At 61.3% G+C, this 15,603-nt stretch carries 15 protein-coding genes; 11 read left to right on the top strand and 4 right to left on the bottom strand.

The window, feature by feature from the left end; genetic code table 11:
- Nucleotides 1–4: 4 nt before the first annotated feature.
- From metH to VES88_11350, 5 genes are all read left to right on the top strand, one after another.
- Nucleotides 5–3,670 carry a methionine synthase gene (gene metH, locus VES88_11370; GenBank protein HYN82094.1) on the top strand — a complete coding sequence of 1,222 codons (3,666 nt, stop codon included), beginning with the start codon at nt 5–7 and terminating at the stop codon, nt 3,668–3,670.
- Nucleotides 3,667–4,416, top strand: coding sequence for a TMEM175 family protein (locus tag VES88_11365; GenBank protein ID HYN82093.1), 750 nt, complete (start codon nt 3,667–3,669; stop codon nt 4,414–4,416). Before metH ends, VES88_11365 begins: the two co-directional genes overlap by 4 nt.
- Entirely contained in the window at nt 4,413–6,302 is a 1,890-nt protein-coding gene (locus VES88_11360) for a bifunctional homocysteine S-methyltransferase/methylenetetrahydrofolate reductase (protein ID HYN82092.1), read from the top strand. The genes VES88_11365 and VES88_11360 overlap by 4 nt, the downstream gene beginning before the upstream one ends.
- A 1-nt stretch (nt 6,303) precedes the next feature.
- On the top strand, nt 6,304–6,969 hold the full coding sequence (locus VES88_11355; GenBank protein HYN82091.1) for an O-methyltransferase: 666 nt from the start codon (nt 6,304–6,306) through the stop codon (nt 6,967–6,969).
- 127 nt (nt 6,970–7,096) lie between these two features.
- Nucleotides 7,097–7,249 carry a hypothetical protein gene (locus tag VES88_11350; protein ID HYN82090.1) on the top strand — a complete coding sequence of 51 codons (153 nt, stop codon included), beginning with the start codon at nt 7,097–7,099 and terminating at the stop codon, nt 7,247–7,249.
- A 219-nt stretch (nt 7,250–7,468) separates the two neighbouring features.
- Here VES88_11350 and VES88_11345 read toward each other — a convergent pair whose 3' ends face one another.
- The 3 genes from VES88_11345 to VES88_11335 all read right to left on the bottom strand — a co-directional run bounded on the left by VES88_11345 (nt 7,469) and on the right by VES88_11335 (nt 9,318).
- Nucleotides 7,469–7,960 carry an SRPBCC domain-containing protein gene (locus VES88_11345; GenBank protein ID HYN82089.1) on the bottom strand — a complete coding sequence of 164 codons (492 nt, stop codon included), beginning with the start codon at nt 7,958–7,960 and terminating at the stop codon, nt 7,469–7,471.
- Nucleotides 7,957–8,295, bottom strand: coding sequence for a metalloregulator ArsR/SmtB family transcription factor (locus VES88_11340; GenBank protein HYN82088.1), 339 nt, complete (start codon nt 8,293–8,295; stop codon nt 7,957–7,959). The genes VES88_11345 and VES88_11340 overlap by 4 nt, the downstream gene beginning before the upstream one ends.
- Before the next feature lie 78 nt (nt 8,296–8,373).
- Nucleotides 8,374–9,318, bottom strand: coding sequence for an alkaline phosphatase family protein (locus VES88_11335; protein ID HYN82087.1), 945 nt, complete (start codon nt 9,316–9,318; stop codon nt 8,374–8,376).
- 238 nt (nt 9,319–9,556) lie between these two features.
- Here VES88_11335 and VES88_11330 point away from each other — a divergent pair, with 238 nt between their 5' ends.
- Together VES88_11330 and VES88_11325 are read left to right on the top strand one after the other, a co-directional pair.
- Complete coding sequence (locus VES88_11330; protein HYN82086.1) at nt 9,557–9,811, top strand: type II toxin-antitoxin system HicA family toxin; 255 nt, start codon at nt 9,557–9,559, stop codon at nt 9,809–9,811.
- A 61-nt stretch (nt 9,812–9,872) separates the two neighbouring features.
- Nucleotides 9,873–10,319, top strand: coding sequence for a type II toxin-antitoxin system HicB family antitoxin (locus VES88_11325; protein ID HYN82085.1), 447 nt, complete (start codon nt 9,873–9,875; stop codon nt 10,317–10,319).
- Between the two features lie 18 nt (nt 10,320–10,337).
- Here the strand turns inward: VES88_11325 and VES88_11320 are convergent, their stop codons facing one another.
- The gene (locus tag VES88_11320) at nt 10,338–10,718 is read right to left on the bottom strand and encodes a DUF3024 domain-containing protein (protein HYN82084.1); all 381 of its coding nucleotides are present in this window, start codon (nt 10,716–10,718) and stop codon (nt 10,338–10,340) included.
- A 103-nt stretch (nt 10,719–10,821) separates the two neighbouring features.
- On the opposite strand from VES88_11320, the gene VES88_11315 reads away from it, so the two are divergent.
- The 4 genes from VES88_11315 (at nt 10,822) to VES88_11300 (ending at nt 15,557) form a co-directional block, all read left to right on the top strand.
- A complete protein-coding gene (locus VES88_11315; protein ID HYN82083.1) occupies nt 10,822–11,139 on the top strand; it encodes a DUF3417 domain-containing protein in 318 nt (105 codons plus the stop codon).
- Between the two features lie 56 nt (nt 11,140–11,195).
- The gene (locus VES88_11310; GenBank protein ID HYN82082.1) at nt 11,196–13,355 is read left to right on the top strand and encodes a protein kinase; all 2,160 of its coding nucleotides are present in this window, start codon (nt 11,196–11,198) and stop codon (nt 13,353–13,355) included.
- A 65-nt stretch (nt 13,356–13,420) separates the two neighbouring features.
- Nucleotides 13,421–14,350: a serine hydrolase domain-containing protein gene (locus tag VES88_11305; GenBank protein HYN82081.1), complete on the top strand. Its 930-nt coding sequence runs from the start codon at nt 13,421–13,423 to the stop codon at nt 14,348–14,350.
- 31 nt (nt 14,351–14,381) lie between these two features.
- Nucleotides 14,382–15,557 carry an acyl-CoA dehydrogenase gene (locus tag VES88_11300; GenBank protein HYN82080.1) on the top strand — a complete coding sequence of 392 codons (1,176 nt, stop codon included), beginning with the start codon at nt 14,382–14,384 and terminating at the stop codon, nt 15,555–15,557.
- The last annotated feature ends 46 nt before the right edge of the window (nt 15,558–15,603 follow it).

Here is a 15,603-nt window from a genome sequence, read left to right as displayed (position 1 = left end):
ACCCATGGCACGTCCCCAAGTCGATTCACCCTACCTTCGAGAGCTCGAAAAGCGCGTCCTCATCTACGACGGCGCCATGGGGACGAGCATCCAGCGCTTCAACCTCACGCCCGACGACTTCGGCGGGAAATCCCTAGAAGGCTGCAACGACAACCTCGTCCTCACCCGGCCCGACGTCATTCAGGCGATTCACGAGTCATTTCTCGCGGTCGGCGTGGATGTGGTCGAGACCTGCACCTTCCAATCGACACCACGACGGCTCGCCGAATGGGGACTTGGCGACAAAGTCCGCGAGATCAACATCGCCGCCGCTCAGATCGCTCGCGCCGCTGCTGATAAATACTCCACCCCCGACAAACCCAAGTTCGTGGCCGCCTCGATGGGCCCCACGGGCATGCTCCCCTCGAGCTCCGACCCCGCACTCGGCAACATCACCTTCGACGAGCTCGCGCGGAATTTCCACGACCAGGCCCAATACCTTATAGAAGGAGGCGTTGACCTCCTCCTCATCGAGACGTCGCAGGACATCCTCGAGGTAAAAGCCGCCGTCGCCGGCATCGAGCAGCTCTTCAAAGAGCTTGGCCGACGAATCCCGCTCCAGGCCCAAGTCACGCTCGACGTCAGCGGCCGCATGCTCCTCGGCACCGATATCGCCAGCGCCATGACGACTCTCGAGTCGCTCGGCGTCGACGTTATCGGTCTCAATTGCTCCACCGGACCCGAGCACATGCGCGAGCCGATTCGCTATCTCTCCGAGAACGCGACGCTCCCGCTGTCTGTGATTCCCAACGCCGGCCTGCCGCTCAACACGGGCGTCGGCGAAGCTGTGTATCCGCTCGAGCCGGAGCCCATGGCGGCCGCTCTCGCTGAATTCGTGAAAGACTTCGGTGTCCGCATCGTAGGCGGCTGCTGTGGAACCACGCCCGAGCATCTCGATGCGGTCGTGAAAGCGGTGCATGCAGTCGAAGCTGCGCGTCCGCGTCCGCGTCACGTGCCCCGCGTCAGCTCCGCGATGCGCGCGATCACTCTCCACCAAGATCCCCCACCACTTCTGGTCGGCGAGCGCGTCAATTCTCAGGGCTCGCGCAAGGTGAAGCGACTGCTTCTCGCCGACGACTACGAGGGAATCCTCGAGGTCGCTCGCGATCAGGTGGATTCAGGCGCACACGTCCTCGATGTCTGCGTCGCTCTCACCGAACGGGCCGATGAGGCCGAGCAGATGTCGAGTGTCGTCAAGCTGCTCTCGATGTCTGTAGAGACTCCGCTCGTCATCGACTCCACCGAAGCCAACGTCATCCAGGCGGCACTCGAGCACATTCCCGGACGCGGTATCGTCAACTCCATCAACATGGAGAACGGCCGGGTGCGCATTGACGCGGTCGTGCCCCTGGTCAAGACGCACGGCGCGGCTGTTATCGCTCTCACGATCGACGAGATCGGAATGGCCAAGACCCGCGAGCGGAAGCTCGAGGTCGCCAGGAAGATCTATTCTATAGTAGTGGATGAGTACGGTCTCGCTCCCGAAGACCTGATCTACGATGCGCTCACGTTCACGTTGGCGACGGGCGATGAGGAGTGGATCGAGTCCGCGAAAGAGACGATCGAAGGGATTCGTCTCATCAAGCGGGACCTGCCCGGCGTTTCGACCATTCTCGGCGTCTCGAACGTGAGCTTCGGGCTTACGCTCGAGGCCCGCTCGGTGCTCAACTCGGTATTCCTGCATCACTGCGTCGCGGCGGGCCTTGATGCCGCAATCGTCAATCCTGCGCACATCCGGCCGTACGCCGAGATCTCCGCCGCAGAGCGTGAGATGGCCGACGACCTCGTCTTCAACAAGCGTCCGGACGCGCTCCAGAAATTCATCGAATATTTCTCCAACACAGGCGGCGAGCAGACGTCGAGCTCGGCCGAAAAGGAAGATCCGACTGCGGGAATGACGCCGGATCAGCGCATTCACTGGATGATCCTCCACCGCAAGAAGGAAGGAATCGAAGACCACCTCGATGCCGCAGGCGTACGGGAAAATCCGGTGAGAGTTCTCAACGAAGTCCTGCTCCCCGCGATGAAGGAAGTCGGTGACAAGTTTGGCGCCGGCGAGCTCATCCTTCCCTTCGTGCTCCAGTCGGCCGAAGTGATGAAGAAAGCCGTGAAGCATCTCGAGCAATTCCTCGAGAAGGCCGAAGGCTACACCAAGGGGAAGGTCGTCCTCGCGACGGTGTATGGCGACGTCCACGACATCGGCAAGTCACTCGTCAACACTATCCTCTCCAACAACGGCTACACTGTCTTCGACCTCGGCAAACAAGTCCCGGTCAACACGATTCTCGACAAGGCTGTCGAAGTTGGCGCCGACGCCATTGGGCTGAGCGCGTTGCTCGTCTCGACGTCGAAGCAGATGCCCCTCTGCGTGAAGGAGCTCGACAAGCGCGGGATGGAGATTCCCGTTCTGATCGGTGGCGCGGCGATCAATCGGCGATTCGGCCGGCGTGCACTGTTCGTCGAGGACGAGCGTGCGTACGACGCGGGCGTTTTCTACTGCAAGGATGCATTCGAGGGACTGGAGACGATGGACATTCTCCAGGATCCCAAGCAGCGCAATGTGTTCGTCGAGAAAAATCTCACGGACGCGCGCAATGACGTGTTCCTGCGGACGACTGTCGGCAAGGACATCGCTGTTGGCGACGAAGCCGGTGCGCGGAGCGACGTCGCCGCCAACAATCCGGTGCCGAGTCCGCCGTTCTGGGGAACGCGCGTGCTGCGCGACATACCTATAGAAGAGGTGTTCGAGCTGCTCGACCTCGACGAGCTCTACCGCCTTCAGTGGGGCGCGCGCGGATCGGGTGAGCAGTACGACTCGACTATCAAGAACGAGTTCGAGCCCGCGCTCGCCCGACTCAAAGCCGATGCTAAAGCCAACGGGTGGATCAAGCCCGCGGCAGTCTACGGATACTTCCCGGCGCAGTCGCAGGGGAACGACGTCATCATTTACGATCCCGCCGCGTATTCCAGCGACGGTGCGTCGCTCCGCGAGATCGCCCGCTTCCATTTCCCGCGGATGGTCGGGCGCGAGCGGCTGTGCCTCGCCGACTATATTCGGTCGGTCGATTCAGGAGATGTGGATGTCGTCCCGCTCCAGATCGTCACCGTCGGGAACGAAGCGACCCATCATTTCGACAAGCTCCAGGGCGCGAACGAGTACACGGAGGCTTACTATTCCCACGGGCTCTCCGTCGAGTCGGCCGAGGCGGTGGCGGAGTGGATGCATCGGCGGATAAAATCGGAGCTTGGGCTCGACATAGGGAAGCGGTACTCGTGGGGCTATGGGGCGTGTCCGGATCTGGACGATCATGCAACGGTGTTCAAGCTTCTGCCTGCCAAGGAGGCGTTAGATATGAATCTAACTGAAGCGATGCAGTTAATACCCGAGCAAAGCACCGCGGCCATCATCATTCACCACCCGGAAGCGCATTATTTCGCAGTGCGGGGGTCGGCGGGCGCGGCGGGCTCGGCGGCAACCCCCGCAGCTGAAGATTCGGACTCCGCTCGGCCGCCTCGCGAGGGCGGGAGTGCTGCTGAGGGGGAAGCCGCCGAGACTGTTGATGGCTCCGCTGCCCTCGATCGTGCATCAAGCGGGGAGGTTTCTCTCGCCGAGGCTCGGGTGGACACTTGATACCTACAATCCCCGCCCGCGAGACTGAGATCACCCGCGTCGAGGCGTTCAGCGATGGGATGCTCGCGTTTGCCGCCACTCTTCTCGTCGTCAGTCTCGACCCGCCACGCTCTTACGACGAGCTGATCACCAACCTGTTCGGATTCATTCCGTTTGGGCTCAGCTTCATCGCGCTGTTCTACATCTGGGTCGCTCACACGATCCTTTTCCGGCGATACCCGCTCAAGGACAAGCCGTCGATCTTCATCAACGGAATCCTCCTCTTCACAGTCCTCTTCTACGTCCAGCCGCTGCGATTCCTCGCGACATCGTTCGTCTCACTCTTCACGCGCCGCGCCGGCTCGGCAGTCACGTCGTGGGATCAGCTCGCGAACCTCTTCATCATCTACGCGGTCGGGTGGATACTCATCTTCCTCCTTTTCGCATGGCTCTACCAGCGCGCAAACGCCACCCGTGACTCGCTCCGCCTCACTCCGCTCGAGGCATACGACGCCGTCACCTGGAGCCGCCACTACCTCGGTTTTGTCGCCGCTGGTGTCGTCTCCATACTCATCGCACTGAGTGGCGTCGGGCTCCAATTCGGCCTGCCGGGAATCTCCTACGCCACGATCGGCCTGTTTGTCTGGTACAACCAGAGAACACGCGGGCCGGGACGTGTGGCGCTGGCCGAGACGATCGCGGCGCATCCTCAGCTTGCCGACACGCAAGGCATATCGCGCGCAGCCGTTCGAGAGCTGCTCAAATGACGGACCGGAGTCAGCTCCTCCAGCGCCTGCTCGATCCGCAGCAGGTAGTCGTATTCGACGGCGCGACTGGAACGATGCTCTACGCGAAGGGCGTGTTCATCAACCAGTGCTACGACGAGCTCAACCTTCGAGCGCCCGACCTCGTCCGCGAAGTGCACCGCGCATACGTGCGCGCCGGCGCGGAGATAATCGAGACCAATACGTTCGGCGCGAGCCGCACCAAGCTCACTCCGTACGGACTCGAATCGCAGGTGCACGAGATCAATCGCGCCGCAGCCTCGATCGCACGGGAGGAAGCCGGCGAGAACGTCCTTGTCGCCGGTGCCGTTGGCCCACTTGGAATTCGTCTCGAGCCATACGGCCCGACTTCGCTAGAGGAAGCCCGGAAAATCTTCGTCGAACAGATCACGGGACTGAAGGAAGGCGGCGCGGACGTTTTTCTCCTCGAGACATTCGCCGACATCCAGGAGATCGAGCAGGCACTCCTCGCCGCGCGCGAAGTCGATTCATCGATACCCGTCATTGCGCAGATGACGATCACCGCCGACTGTCGCACCCCTTACGGCGTCTCGGTCGAAGACATCGCGCGCACCCTCGACGCACTCGGCGCGGATGTCATCGGACTCAACTGCTCGGTTGGCCCTCAGCTCATTCTCGAGGCAATCGAGAAAATGGTTAAGGTCACGCGGAAGAAGCTCTCCGCGCAGCCGAACGCAGGAATGCCGCGCGAAGTGAGCGGGCGCAGCATGTACATGGCGAGCCCGGAGTACATGGCGACTTACGCGCATCATCTCGTGCAGGCGGGCGCGAAGATCGTCGGCGGCTGCTGCGGGACGACACCCGAGCACATCGCGGCAATCGTCGAAGGGATTCGTCCGCTCTCACCCCGCCAGGCACGCGTTCCGACACGCGAGCGGCGCAAGAACGAGCCGTCGCTTCCTCCCGAAGACAAGGGCGTGGAGCCGGTACCGCTTGCCGAACGCTCCAGGTGGGGCGGCAAGATCGCGCGCGGCGAGTTCGTGACGTCCGTTGAAATCGTTCCGCCGCGCGGAGTCGATGCATCGAAGATGATCCGCGACACTCAGGCGTTGAAAGCCGCGGGCGTGGACGCCGTCAACGTCCCCGACGGTCCGCGCGCGCAGAGTCGCATGGGCGCGCTGCTCACCGCTCTGCTCATCGAGCAGCGGGTGGGAATCGAAACGGTCATCCACTATTGCTGCCGCGACCGCAACCTCCTCGGCATGCTCAGCGACCTGCTCGGAGCCTCAGCGATCGGACTGCGCAACATGCTGTTGATCACGGGCGATCCGCCGAAGATGGGACCATATCCCAATGCGACTGCTGTGTTTGACATCGACGCGATTGGCTTGACGAATCTCGTCAACAAGCTCAACCACGGCCTCGATCCCGGCGGCAACGCGATCGGAGCGCCAACGTGTTTCACGATTGGAGTCGGCGTGAATCCCGGGGCGATTGACGTCGCACACGAGCTCAAGCGCTTCGCATGGAAGGTTGACGCAGGGGCCGAGTTTGCGATAACGCAGCCGGTGTTCGACGTGGAGCAGCTGGAGCGGTTCCTGGCGAGCATCGATGGATTCCGGATTCCCATCGTTGCAGGCATCTGGCCACTTCTATCTCTGCGCAACGCGGAGTTCATGGCGAACGAAGTGCCGGGCGTCGTCGTGCCGGATCACATCATCGAGCGTATGCGCCGTGCGTCGGCCAAGTCGAAGGAGCACGGAGTTCAGGAAGGGATCGCAATAGGACGGGAGATGCTCGAGAGAGTTCGACCGTCCGTGCAGGGCGTTCAGGTGTCGGCGCCTTTTGGAAAAGTGGAGCTGGCGCTCGAGGTGTTCAGGGACACTCTCGCCGGCGTGCCGAGCTGACGTGGACCTCGAGCAGTGGAGCGCCGTTGACTCATACTTGAACGAGCTGCTCGTTCGGTCCGACGAAGCACTCGATCAGGCGCTTGCCCGGAGCGCCGACGCCGGGTTGCCGGCCATCAGCGTTTCGCCAACTCAGGGGAAATTCCTGATGATGCTCGCGCGCGTCCAGGGCGCGCGCAGGATCCTCGAAGTCGGCACGCTCGGCGGATACAGCACCATCTGGTTCGCTCGAGCGCTTCCCGCCGATGGCCGGATCATCACGATCGAATCCGAGCCGAAGCACGCCGAGGTTGCGAGAGAGAATATCGAGGCGGCGGGGTTTGGCGAGACGGTCGACGTCCGGCTTGGAAAGGCACTGGATGTGCTGCCTGATATTGCGGCGGAGAACGTGGGACCATTCGACTTCACTTTCATCGATGCGGACAAGCCGAACATTCCCGAGTACTTCGACTGGGCGCTGCGTCTGTCGCGCTCAGGGAGCATCATCATCGTGGACAACGTCATCAGGGAAGGCGCGGTGATCAACGCCGACAGCGAGGATGCGAGCGTGCAGGGTGTTCGTCGTCTCAACGATTACCTCGCGCTGGAGTCGAGCGTGACCGCAACCACTCTTCAGACTGTCGGGAGCAAAGGCTACGACGGATTCACCATCGCGCTCGTCGATTGATAGCGTAGCGAGAACGGCAAGGCGCGACTCGCTATCGTCGCTAGTCGACGGGGCGGCGGCCGGCGGGCCACTCTTAGCGACGCCGTTGGATAATCGCGCTCAGGGCGCGCAGTGCCTCGTTGACTGATTGGGAATCGGGAAAGTCCTTCGCGACATCGGCGTCCAGCAGGACTACGTTGGTGCCCTCACGATAACGAGCGGCATACGGATTTCGGCGGGCTTTGCTGAAATCGTACTCGGGAAGTACGTCGTCACCCTCAACTTCGCGAACCGCTTTTGATTTAACGGGACGTTTCTTCATAGGCTCTGCGCTCTGCGCGGGTTACCGGACGGGCACTTATCAGACGGATTCTACCACTTTTTTCGGTGAACATCACCGCGATCAGCCGCTGGCGCTCAGACACGAAGTCAACCGGATATCGTCATCCGGCTGCATCGTTATGCCTCCCTTAGAGTCGAATACGCGCGCTAGACCACGGACTGCCGCGCGAAGCAGGCGCTATTTCCCCGCGAGATACTCGGCCAACCAGCCGAACACCTGCGTCCAGCCCTCGGAGTGACTCTTGGTCATTGGCTCGCGACCCTCGAACCCCGCGTGCAGAATGCTCAACCGCGAGCCCGCGCCCATTGGCGTGATCTCGATCCGAACGCGACTCTCCGCGAAATTGTCCCAGCTCGGCTTCCACGTGTACTCGAGGACACGCGGCGGATCCACCGTGATGTACTCGCCCCCCACGCTCATCGGTGAGCCGTCCGCCCCGGTTGCCTTGCAGCCCCACTTGCCTCCCGGACGCAGATCGATCTCGTAATCGTGCGTGCGGTACACGCCCTCATGCCCCCACCACTCGGCCATCTCTTCCGTCGTTAGCGCGCGAAAAACCCGCCCGGGCGACGCGTTGATGTCAGCCGTTCCGCGGACGATTCCCTGCTTCGGGTCGGCGGAGACGGAGATCGCGCCGGCCTTCGATGTTTCGGTGTTGACTGCTGTCATTTCGATTCGTCCTCCACCTCTTTCTCGAGATGGCGTTTGAGGTTGGTGAGGCCCTGCTGCCAGAACTGCCGATACTCTTCCGCCCAGCGCGCAACGTGCTCGATCCGATCCGGCTCGAGCTGATAGATGCGCTGACGCCCTTCCCTTCTCTCGCGGACCAGACGCGCTTTGCGCAGCACGCGCAGGTGCCGCGAGATTGCCGGACGGCTCACACGAAATCCGGAGACGAGCTCGTTCACATGCGCATCACCGCGCCGAAGCCGATCGAGGATCGACCGTCGCGTTGGATCGGCAACTGCGAGAAATACGTCGGATGCTGCGGCTCGGCGTGGCATAATTGGAAAAAGGTAACGTTTCTGTTACCTATTTTACAAACGGCCTATGAGCCCGTCAAGGCCCTGCCCTTTTTGGGATTACACCGACGCGAAAGCCGGGTGGGTCGCCGGGGGAAAGCCGAGCGCGCGCTCAGTGGTCGTCGCGAATGCTTCGGTCACGACCCGCCCCTCGTAGCTCGACGGTACCGGCAGGCCGAGCGCCCACACGATCGTCGAGGCGAGGTCGCATAGCTGCGCTTGCTGAAGCCGCGTCGCATGGACGCCGGGGCCGACAAGCACTACCTCTCCCTCGTTGCTCGCCAGATCGGCCCTGTAGCCCTCGGAACGGTTCGCGCATTCCGCACCGCCGTAGAGAACGACGACGAACAGCGAGCCCGGATCCTTCTTCGCGGCTACGAGCAGCGACAGGAAACCGACCGTCTCATCCAGCCGGTGCGCTGCGTCCGCGTATTGTTGCGAATCCCAGCCAGCCCGACGGCCTGCCAGGGCGGGCTCTGGGAAATGCAGCAGCGTCAGGCCGGCCGCGCGTGAAGTGATCACACGTAGCGCCTCGCTCAGAATCTGGGCCGAGTAGATACTGGTGATGTGTGTCTTGTCGAGGCGGAGATCTCTTTTGAGGGACGCACTCATCGCCCCCGCTGCAGTTGCCGGATCGGCCATGTAAACCGCGGTGGACAAACCTTCATCGTGAAGAAGCCTGGGTACCGAGCGTACGCGCGAAGAACCCTCGGGGATGTACAGACCATCGCCGAGCAGAGGTTGATCGTCTGATGCAAACCCGGTGAGCAAAGAGCTGAGAACGAGGCTGGTCATGCCATGCGAGTCCGGGAGCGTGAAAGGCGCCTGCGCTCCGCGGCTGAGCAGGCTCCGGAGATTGCTCAGGTGGAGCGATTGAACGGTTTCCGCGCGAATCCCTTCGAGCAGGGCAACGACGACGCGATCGAGCTTGCGAGTCGTCCGTATCGCGCGGGACCAGCCGCTGCCGTGCCTAAAAGTATCGGAGTGTATTTCGCTGTCGCTCATGGATTGAGAATCGTCGGCGAATGAAAAGGTTGCGAGACGATCGTGACGCGACTGTGTAAAGGGCGCTGACGCGCGTTCGAAGGCGATCATGCGTAAGGGTTCGATGACGCTCGGGCAAAGTTCGGTCGGCAAGTTCTCGCCGGGCCTCACTTTCTGCGGCCACAGCTCGGGCAAAAGAACCCAGTACCACTTGGCGGCACACACCTCCCGTTTCGATATCAATTATGATATCATGCGTGTGAACAAGAAACAGCGCGCAACACTCGAGACGGTCTTCAAGAACCCGGTACCGCAGAACATCCGCTGGACGGACGTAGAATCACTGATTCGCGCGTTGGGCGGGACAGTTCGGGAGCGAGAGGGCTCACGCGTAGCACTGAAGATCAATGGAGTCCACGCCGTGTTTCACAGGCCGCACGCGAAGCGCGATACAGACAAAAACACGGTTAGAGATTTGAGGGACTTTCTGGAAAGGGCTGGTTTGAAGTCTTGAGCCCAATAGTGGCTCGAATCGGGCGTCACGATCATCCGGCTGGCGAATTCGGAGACAGACGATGGCTACACTCGAATACAAAGGGTACGTCGCTCGAATCGAGACGGACGAAGACAGCGAGAGCTTTCACGGTCGAGTGCTCAACATCTCCGACGTTGTGAACTTCAAGGGCCGCTCGATGGCCGAGCTGAAGCGCGAATTCGCGAAGTCAATGGAGGAGTATTTCTCCTTTTGCCGCGAGGAAGGGGATGAACCTGAACAACCCTTTTCCGGGAAGTTTGTGCTTCGTATTGACCCTGCCGTGCATCGAGCAATCGCCCAGGCCGCCGACCGTGACGGCCTCAGCATTAACAAATGGGCGCAGGCAGCTCTCGCCAAAGCCTCCATCTCTCGGCGATCGATGGATAGGATGGATCGGTCAATGGGTAACTTTGCCAAGGGTCACGTCGGCGCACCGGTGAAGCCTGTGCCTCGGCTCGATCGCAGCGCCAGAAAGACGCGTCCATAATTGCGTAGGGGGACAACATCACCCCCAAAAGATGCCGGTCGGATCCTTCTCGACCTCTGCGAGAAGCTCGCTTAGATCAGGTGATTCCGGCAACGGCTCGTACGCACGCCAGCGCAAATCGCGAAACTGACAGAACAACTGCCAGATTCCACGAGACTTGTTGAACCGAAACTTCGCCACGTCCAAGTCCTGCCAGTCGTGCGGAGCGAGAAAGGCGGGACGACTCTCAAAGAGAACAACCGCTGCGCCCTCGACGCGATAGCCTTTGCGAACCATCGCGTTGACCTTCGGATCGGGATGAGGCTTACAGATCGCTGCGAGCAACCGCTCGACCTGAATCTGCTGCAGCTCCGAGAGCTTTCCTCTCGCTCCGGCGGCACGCTGAGGATCGTAAGGCATGCTCTCAATTTGCGCTGACTGGTTGTCCTTGTCTAACCAGCGGTTCGCCAGGCTCGGAGGAGCCCGGGCGATGCCTATTCTGTAGGTTTGCAACCTCCGCAACATCAGTCCGCGGCGTCTGGAGGCGCTCGCCACGGATCCACACTTTCTCGAGCGGTACGACGCGGTCATGCGGTGGTTCGCCGCCGAGACGTCGTTCGAGCACACCTGGTTCAGCCGCGTGCATCCCGAGTTAAGGCCGAAGACTATTGCTTACTTCTGCGCGGAGTTCGGCTTTCACAGCTCCGTGCCGGTGAACGCCGGCGGGAAGGACCATTCCCGGCCGACGAGGAGGCCGATCTTCTGTTCCATGGGTGCGTGCTCCGTGGGTGGCTGGAAGAACTTAATGCGCCCGCGGCTGGGGTTTACCTTTCCGGAGTAGCCCGCTTGAAGCCCAACCTGTAGGTTTGCAATCCCCGCTAAAAGGGTACCGACCGCGTGCTGGACCGCCTCGAAAAAGCACTATCCGACAAGTACGACATCGAGCGCGAGCTCGGGCGCGGCGGCATGGCCACCGTGTACCTCGCGCAGGACCGGAAACACGATCGCGCGGTCGCGCTCAAAGTTCTGCATCCCGAGCTGTCCTCCTCGCTTGGGCCCGATCGATTCCTCCGTGAGATAAAAGTCGCGGCCCGGCTCAATCACCCGCACATCCTGCCGCTCCACGATTCAGGAGAGGCGAGCGGGTTCCTCTACTATGTGATGCCGTACGTCGAAGGTGAGTCGCTCCGCTCGCGGCTCAATCGTCTGGGAAAGCTTCCACTCGACGAGGCCCTATACCTCGCGCGTGGAATTGCAGGCGCGCTCGACTACGCGCACCGCCAGCGCGTCGTACACCGTGACATCAAGCCCGAGAACATCATGCTTCACGAAGGCGAAGCGATGGTGATGGATTTCGGAATCGCCAAGGCCGTGAGCGTTGCGGCGGGTGACACGCTCACTCAAACGGGAATGATGGTCGGCACTCCGGCGTACGTGAGCCCGGAGCAGGCGGCGGGCGAAGGCGAGATCGACGGCCGGAGCGACCAGTACAGCCTCGCATGCATGCTGTTCGAGGTTCTCTCGGGGAAGAAAGCCTTCACCGGCTCAACCGCCCAGTCGGTGCTGAGTAAGCGGTTCACCGATCCGGTGCCGTCGCTGCGGACAGTCGAGCCGACTGTCCCCGACGAGATAAACGAAGCTGTCGGGAAAGCGATGTCGAAGGAACCCGCCGAGCGATACATGACTTCCGGGGAATTCGCTAAGGCGCTCATCTGGCCAAAGCTTTCCACACCTTCGGAGCAGACTACCGTGAAGCCGCAGGCGGCCGCGGTGAAGTCCATCGCAGTTCTCCCCTTTGCCGACATGAGCGCAGAGCGGGAGAACGGGTATTTCACTGACGGCATGGCGGAGGAGATCATCAACGCTCTGACGACGATCAAGGCGCTGCGTGTCGCGTCTCGCACGTCGTCATTCGCGTTCAAGGGGACGACGGAAGACATCCGCCAGGTGGGCAAGAAGCTCGACGTCGCGACGGTTCTCGAGGGGAGCGTGCGCAAGGCGGGCAACAAGCTTCGCATAAATGCGCAGCTGGTGAACGTCGTCGACGGATATCAATTGTGGTCGCAGCGCTACGACCGCGACATGGAAGACGTCTTCGCGATCCAGGACGAGATTGCGCAGAACATCGTGAAAGCGCTGCGCGTCATTCTGAGCGATGACGAGAAGCGCGCGATCGAGCAGGTTCCGACAGCGAATGTCGAGGCGTACGACTGCTACCTGCGCGGACGGCAGTTCTTCCACCAGTTCCGCAAGCAGAGTATCGAATTCGCCCGGCAGATGTTCAACAAGGCAATCGAGATCGACCCGACATACGCGCTTGCTTATGCGGGCGTAGCCGACTGCTGCTCGGTTCTCTATACGAATTTCGACGCGACGGAAGCGAACCTCGCCAATGCCGACACTGCGAGCCGGCGCGCACTGGAGCTCGCGCCGCAGCTTGCCGAAGCGCACGTCGCCCGCGGTCTTGCCGTTTCGCTCCTGGGAAATTACGCCGAAGCAGAAACAGAATTCGAGACAGCGATGGGACTCAACCCGCAGCTGTTTGATGCGGCGTACATGTACGGCCGTGGGTTGGTCGCGCAGGGAAAATTTGACAAGGCGATAAAGGTCCTGGAGCGCGCGGCCGAGCTGAGGCCCGAAGACTTCGTGGTCCCCGAGTTCCTCGGTGCGGCCTACGCGAGACTCGGTCGAACAGCCGACTCGCAGCGGGCATACAGGCGGGCGCTCGGTGCCGCGACCAAGCGGCTCGAGCTCAACCCCGACGATCCCCGGGCGCTGTACATGGGTGGGACGGCCCTGGCGCGACTTGGCGAGGTAAAGCGCGCAAAGGAGTGGGGAGCTCAGGCGCTGGCTATCAGCCCGGGCGATGCAACGGTTCTCTACAACGTCGCGTGTATCTATGCTTCCAGTGGAGAGGCTGATGAGGCGATCACTCTCCTCGAGCGCGCAATTGCCGCGGGTTTCGGCCATTGGAAGTGGATCGAGAACGATTCGGATTTCGATCCTCTGCGAAGTCATCCGCGCTACCTGGCGATGATGGCGAACAAGGACAAGTAGCAAACGCCTGCCTTCGGGGTAGCAGACGGTCAAAGCCCCGAAGCGCACCCGACCTCAAGACAGCAATGCGCGTAACTCCGGTCTCCTTCGCCGCAACCTGCTGCATCCTCCTCGCAGCCGCGGCAGCATGCGGAAACGAAAACGTCAACACTCCTCCGAGCTCGATGGCGGAGTACGAGCAACGGTTGGAGAACCTTCGCGACGGGTCGAACATCGCGGCGATCACGGCGGTAATCGCGAAGGATCAGCGAATCGTCTGGTCAAAGGGGTTTGGGACCGCGGATATCGCGACTCAGCGTGCCGCAGCGGATACGACGACGTACCACCTCGCATCGCTCACCAAGCCATTCGCTTCGACAGTGCTCCTCCAGCTTGTCGAGGAAGGAAAAGTGTCGCTCGACGATCCCGCCTCGAAGTACGGAGTCAATCTTTCGAATCCCGCCATCAAGGTCCGACATCTGTTGAGCATGACATCCGAGGGCACGCCCGGAACACAGTTCAGCTACAACGGCGACCGCTTTGCTCTTCTCGAGACCGTCATCGCATCGGCAGCTGGAAAATCGTTTGCGGCAGCGCTAGAGGAACGAATCATCGACCGGCTCGGGCTCAATCGCACGGCTCCGAACCCTCAGTCGGGTGCATTCTCCGTCAGCGGGCTGAACAAGACGACATTCGAAGCAAACATGGCTCGCGGATATACGTACACGAATCGTGCTTACTCCGCGACGAGCTACCCGACATCATTCGGAGCTGCGGCCGGTCTTACTTCATCGGCGCTGGACGTGGCCGCTTTCTCGATGGCGATGGACCGCGACGGGACCGCAAACTCGTCGCTCATCGTGAAGGTGCCCGATCGAGGGCTCACTTTCGTCGTCCTCGCCAACACCGACGGCCTCTCGTCAGCCTATCCGCTCGGCTCCGGCAAGCTCGATTCGTCGCCATGGGCGCGGGAATTTCTCGACACGTTCGTCATCGGCTCGCTCGCTCTGCCCTGATTATCTTGGGGACAGTCACTTTCAGATAGCCATGCAAACCCATACGGATACCCGTCCCGCTCTGACTGCGCTCTCCGAAGAGGAGGAGATGTTCCGCGACGCCGTGAACTCCTTCGCGGAAGATGAAGTGCGGCCGCGCGTCATGGAGATGGAGAAAGCGGGGAAGATCGCGCCCGATCTCATTCCGAAATACTTCGAGCTCGGCCTAATGGGGATTGAAGTCCCGGAAGAGTACGGCGGTGCCGGTGGATCGCTGTTCTTGGTCACGCTCGCCGTCGAGGCGATAAGCAGAGTCGATGCTTCCGCCGCGATTGTCTGCGACGTTCAGAACACACTCGTCAACTACCCGATCACGCGGTACGGCAGCGACGAGCAAAAGGCGAAGTACCTGCCGATGCTCACTTCCGAGGTCGTCGGCGCCTACGCACTCTCGGAGTCAGGCTCGGGCTCCGACGCATTCGGATTGGCTGCGCGCGCAGAGAAAGAGGGAGATCGCTGGCTGCTCAACGGACAGAAGCTGTGGATCACAAACGGCGCCGAAGCCGCCGTGTTCGTGATCTTCGCCAACGCAAATCCGTCAGCCGGCTATAAGGGCATTACGGCTTTTATAGTTGAGCGTGACTTTCCCGGATTCGCCGTCGGCAAGAAGGAAGACAAGCTGGGCATTCGCGCTTCCAGCACGACCGAGCTGCTCCTCGACAACTGCGAGGTACCGGAGGAGAACGTGCTTGGGCCCGTGGGTCAGGGTTACAAGGTCGCGATCGAGACGCTGAACGAGGGACGCATCGGCATCGGTGCGCAGATGATCGGAGTGGCACAGGGCGCGATAGACGCCACAATCGCGTACCTCAACGAGCGCAAGCAATTCGGTAAGACACTCTCCGAATTTCAGGGAGTTCAGTTCCAGGTCGCGCAGGCAGCGACGGAGCTCGAGGCCGCTCGGCTGATGGTCTACAACGCGGCCCGCCTCAAGGATGCCGGACACGATATCGCCCGCGAGGGCGCGATGGCGAAATTGTTCTCGTCGCAGGTGTGCCAGACGGTCACGTCGCTGTGCGTGGAGCTTTTCGGCGGGTACGGGTATACCAAGGATTACCCTGTCGAAAAGTTTTATCGCGATGCCAAAATCGGGGCGATCTACGAAGGAACGTCCAACATGCAGTTGCAGACGATCGCCAAGGCGGTCCTTCGGCCTGGCGATGTTTGACTTCCGCCCCTAAAGCACAAATGAGGTTGTAATGAAGCCCCGACAC

Source organism: Gemmatimonadaceae bacterium, assembly GCA_035633115.1.
Lineage (GTDB): Bacteria > Gemmatimonadota > Gemmatimonadetes > Gemmatimonadales > Gemmatimonadaceae > UBA4720.
This window is presented reverse-complemented; position numbering and strand designations above follow the sequence as displayed.

Bases quoted from the DNA above. Each gene is read 5' to 3' on its own strand.
- metH (HYN82094.1), top strand. From the start codon at position 5: ATGGCACGTCCCCAAGTCGATTCACCCTACCTTCGAGAGCTCGAAAAG.
- VES88_11360 (HYN82092.1), top strand. From the start codon at position 4,413: ATGACGGACCGGAGTCAGCTCCTCCAGCGCCTGCTCGATCCGCAGCAG.
- VES88_11345 (HYN82089.1), bottom strand. From the start codon at position 7,960: ATGACAGCAGTCAACACCGAAACATCGAAGGCCGGCGCGATCTCCGTC.
- VES88_11340 (HYN82088.1), bottom strand. From the start codon at position 8,295: ATGCCACGCCGAGCCGCAGCATCCGACGTATTTCTCGCAGTTGCCGAT.
- VES88_11335 (HYN82087.1), bottom strand. From the start codon at position 9,318: ATGAGCGACAGCGAAATACACTCCGATACTTTTAGGCACGGCAGCGGC.
- VES88_11325 (HYN82085.1), top strand. From the start codon at position 9,873: ATGGCTACACTCGAATACAAAGGGTACGTCGCTCGAATCGAGACGGAC.
- VES88_11320 (HYN82084.1), bottom strand. From the start codon at position 10,718: ATGCCTTACGATCCTCAGCGTGCCGCCGGAGCGAGAGGAAAGCTCTCG.
- VES88_11305 (HYN82081.1), top strand. From the start codon at position 13,421: ATGCGCGTAACTCCGGTCTCCTTCGCCGCAACCTGCTGCATCCTCCTC.
- VES88_11300 (HYN82080.1), top strand. From the start codon at position 14,382: ATGCAAACCCATACGGATACCCGTCCCGCTCTGACTGCGCTCTCCGAA.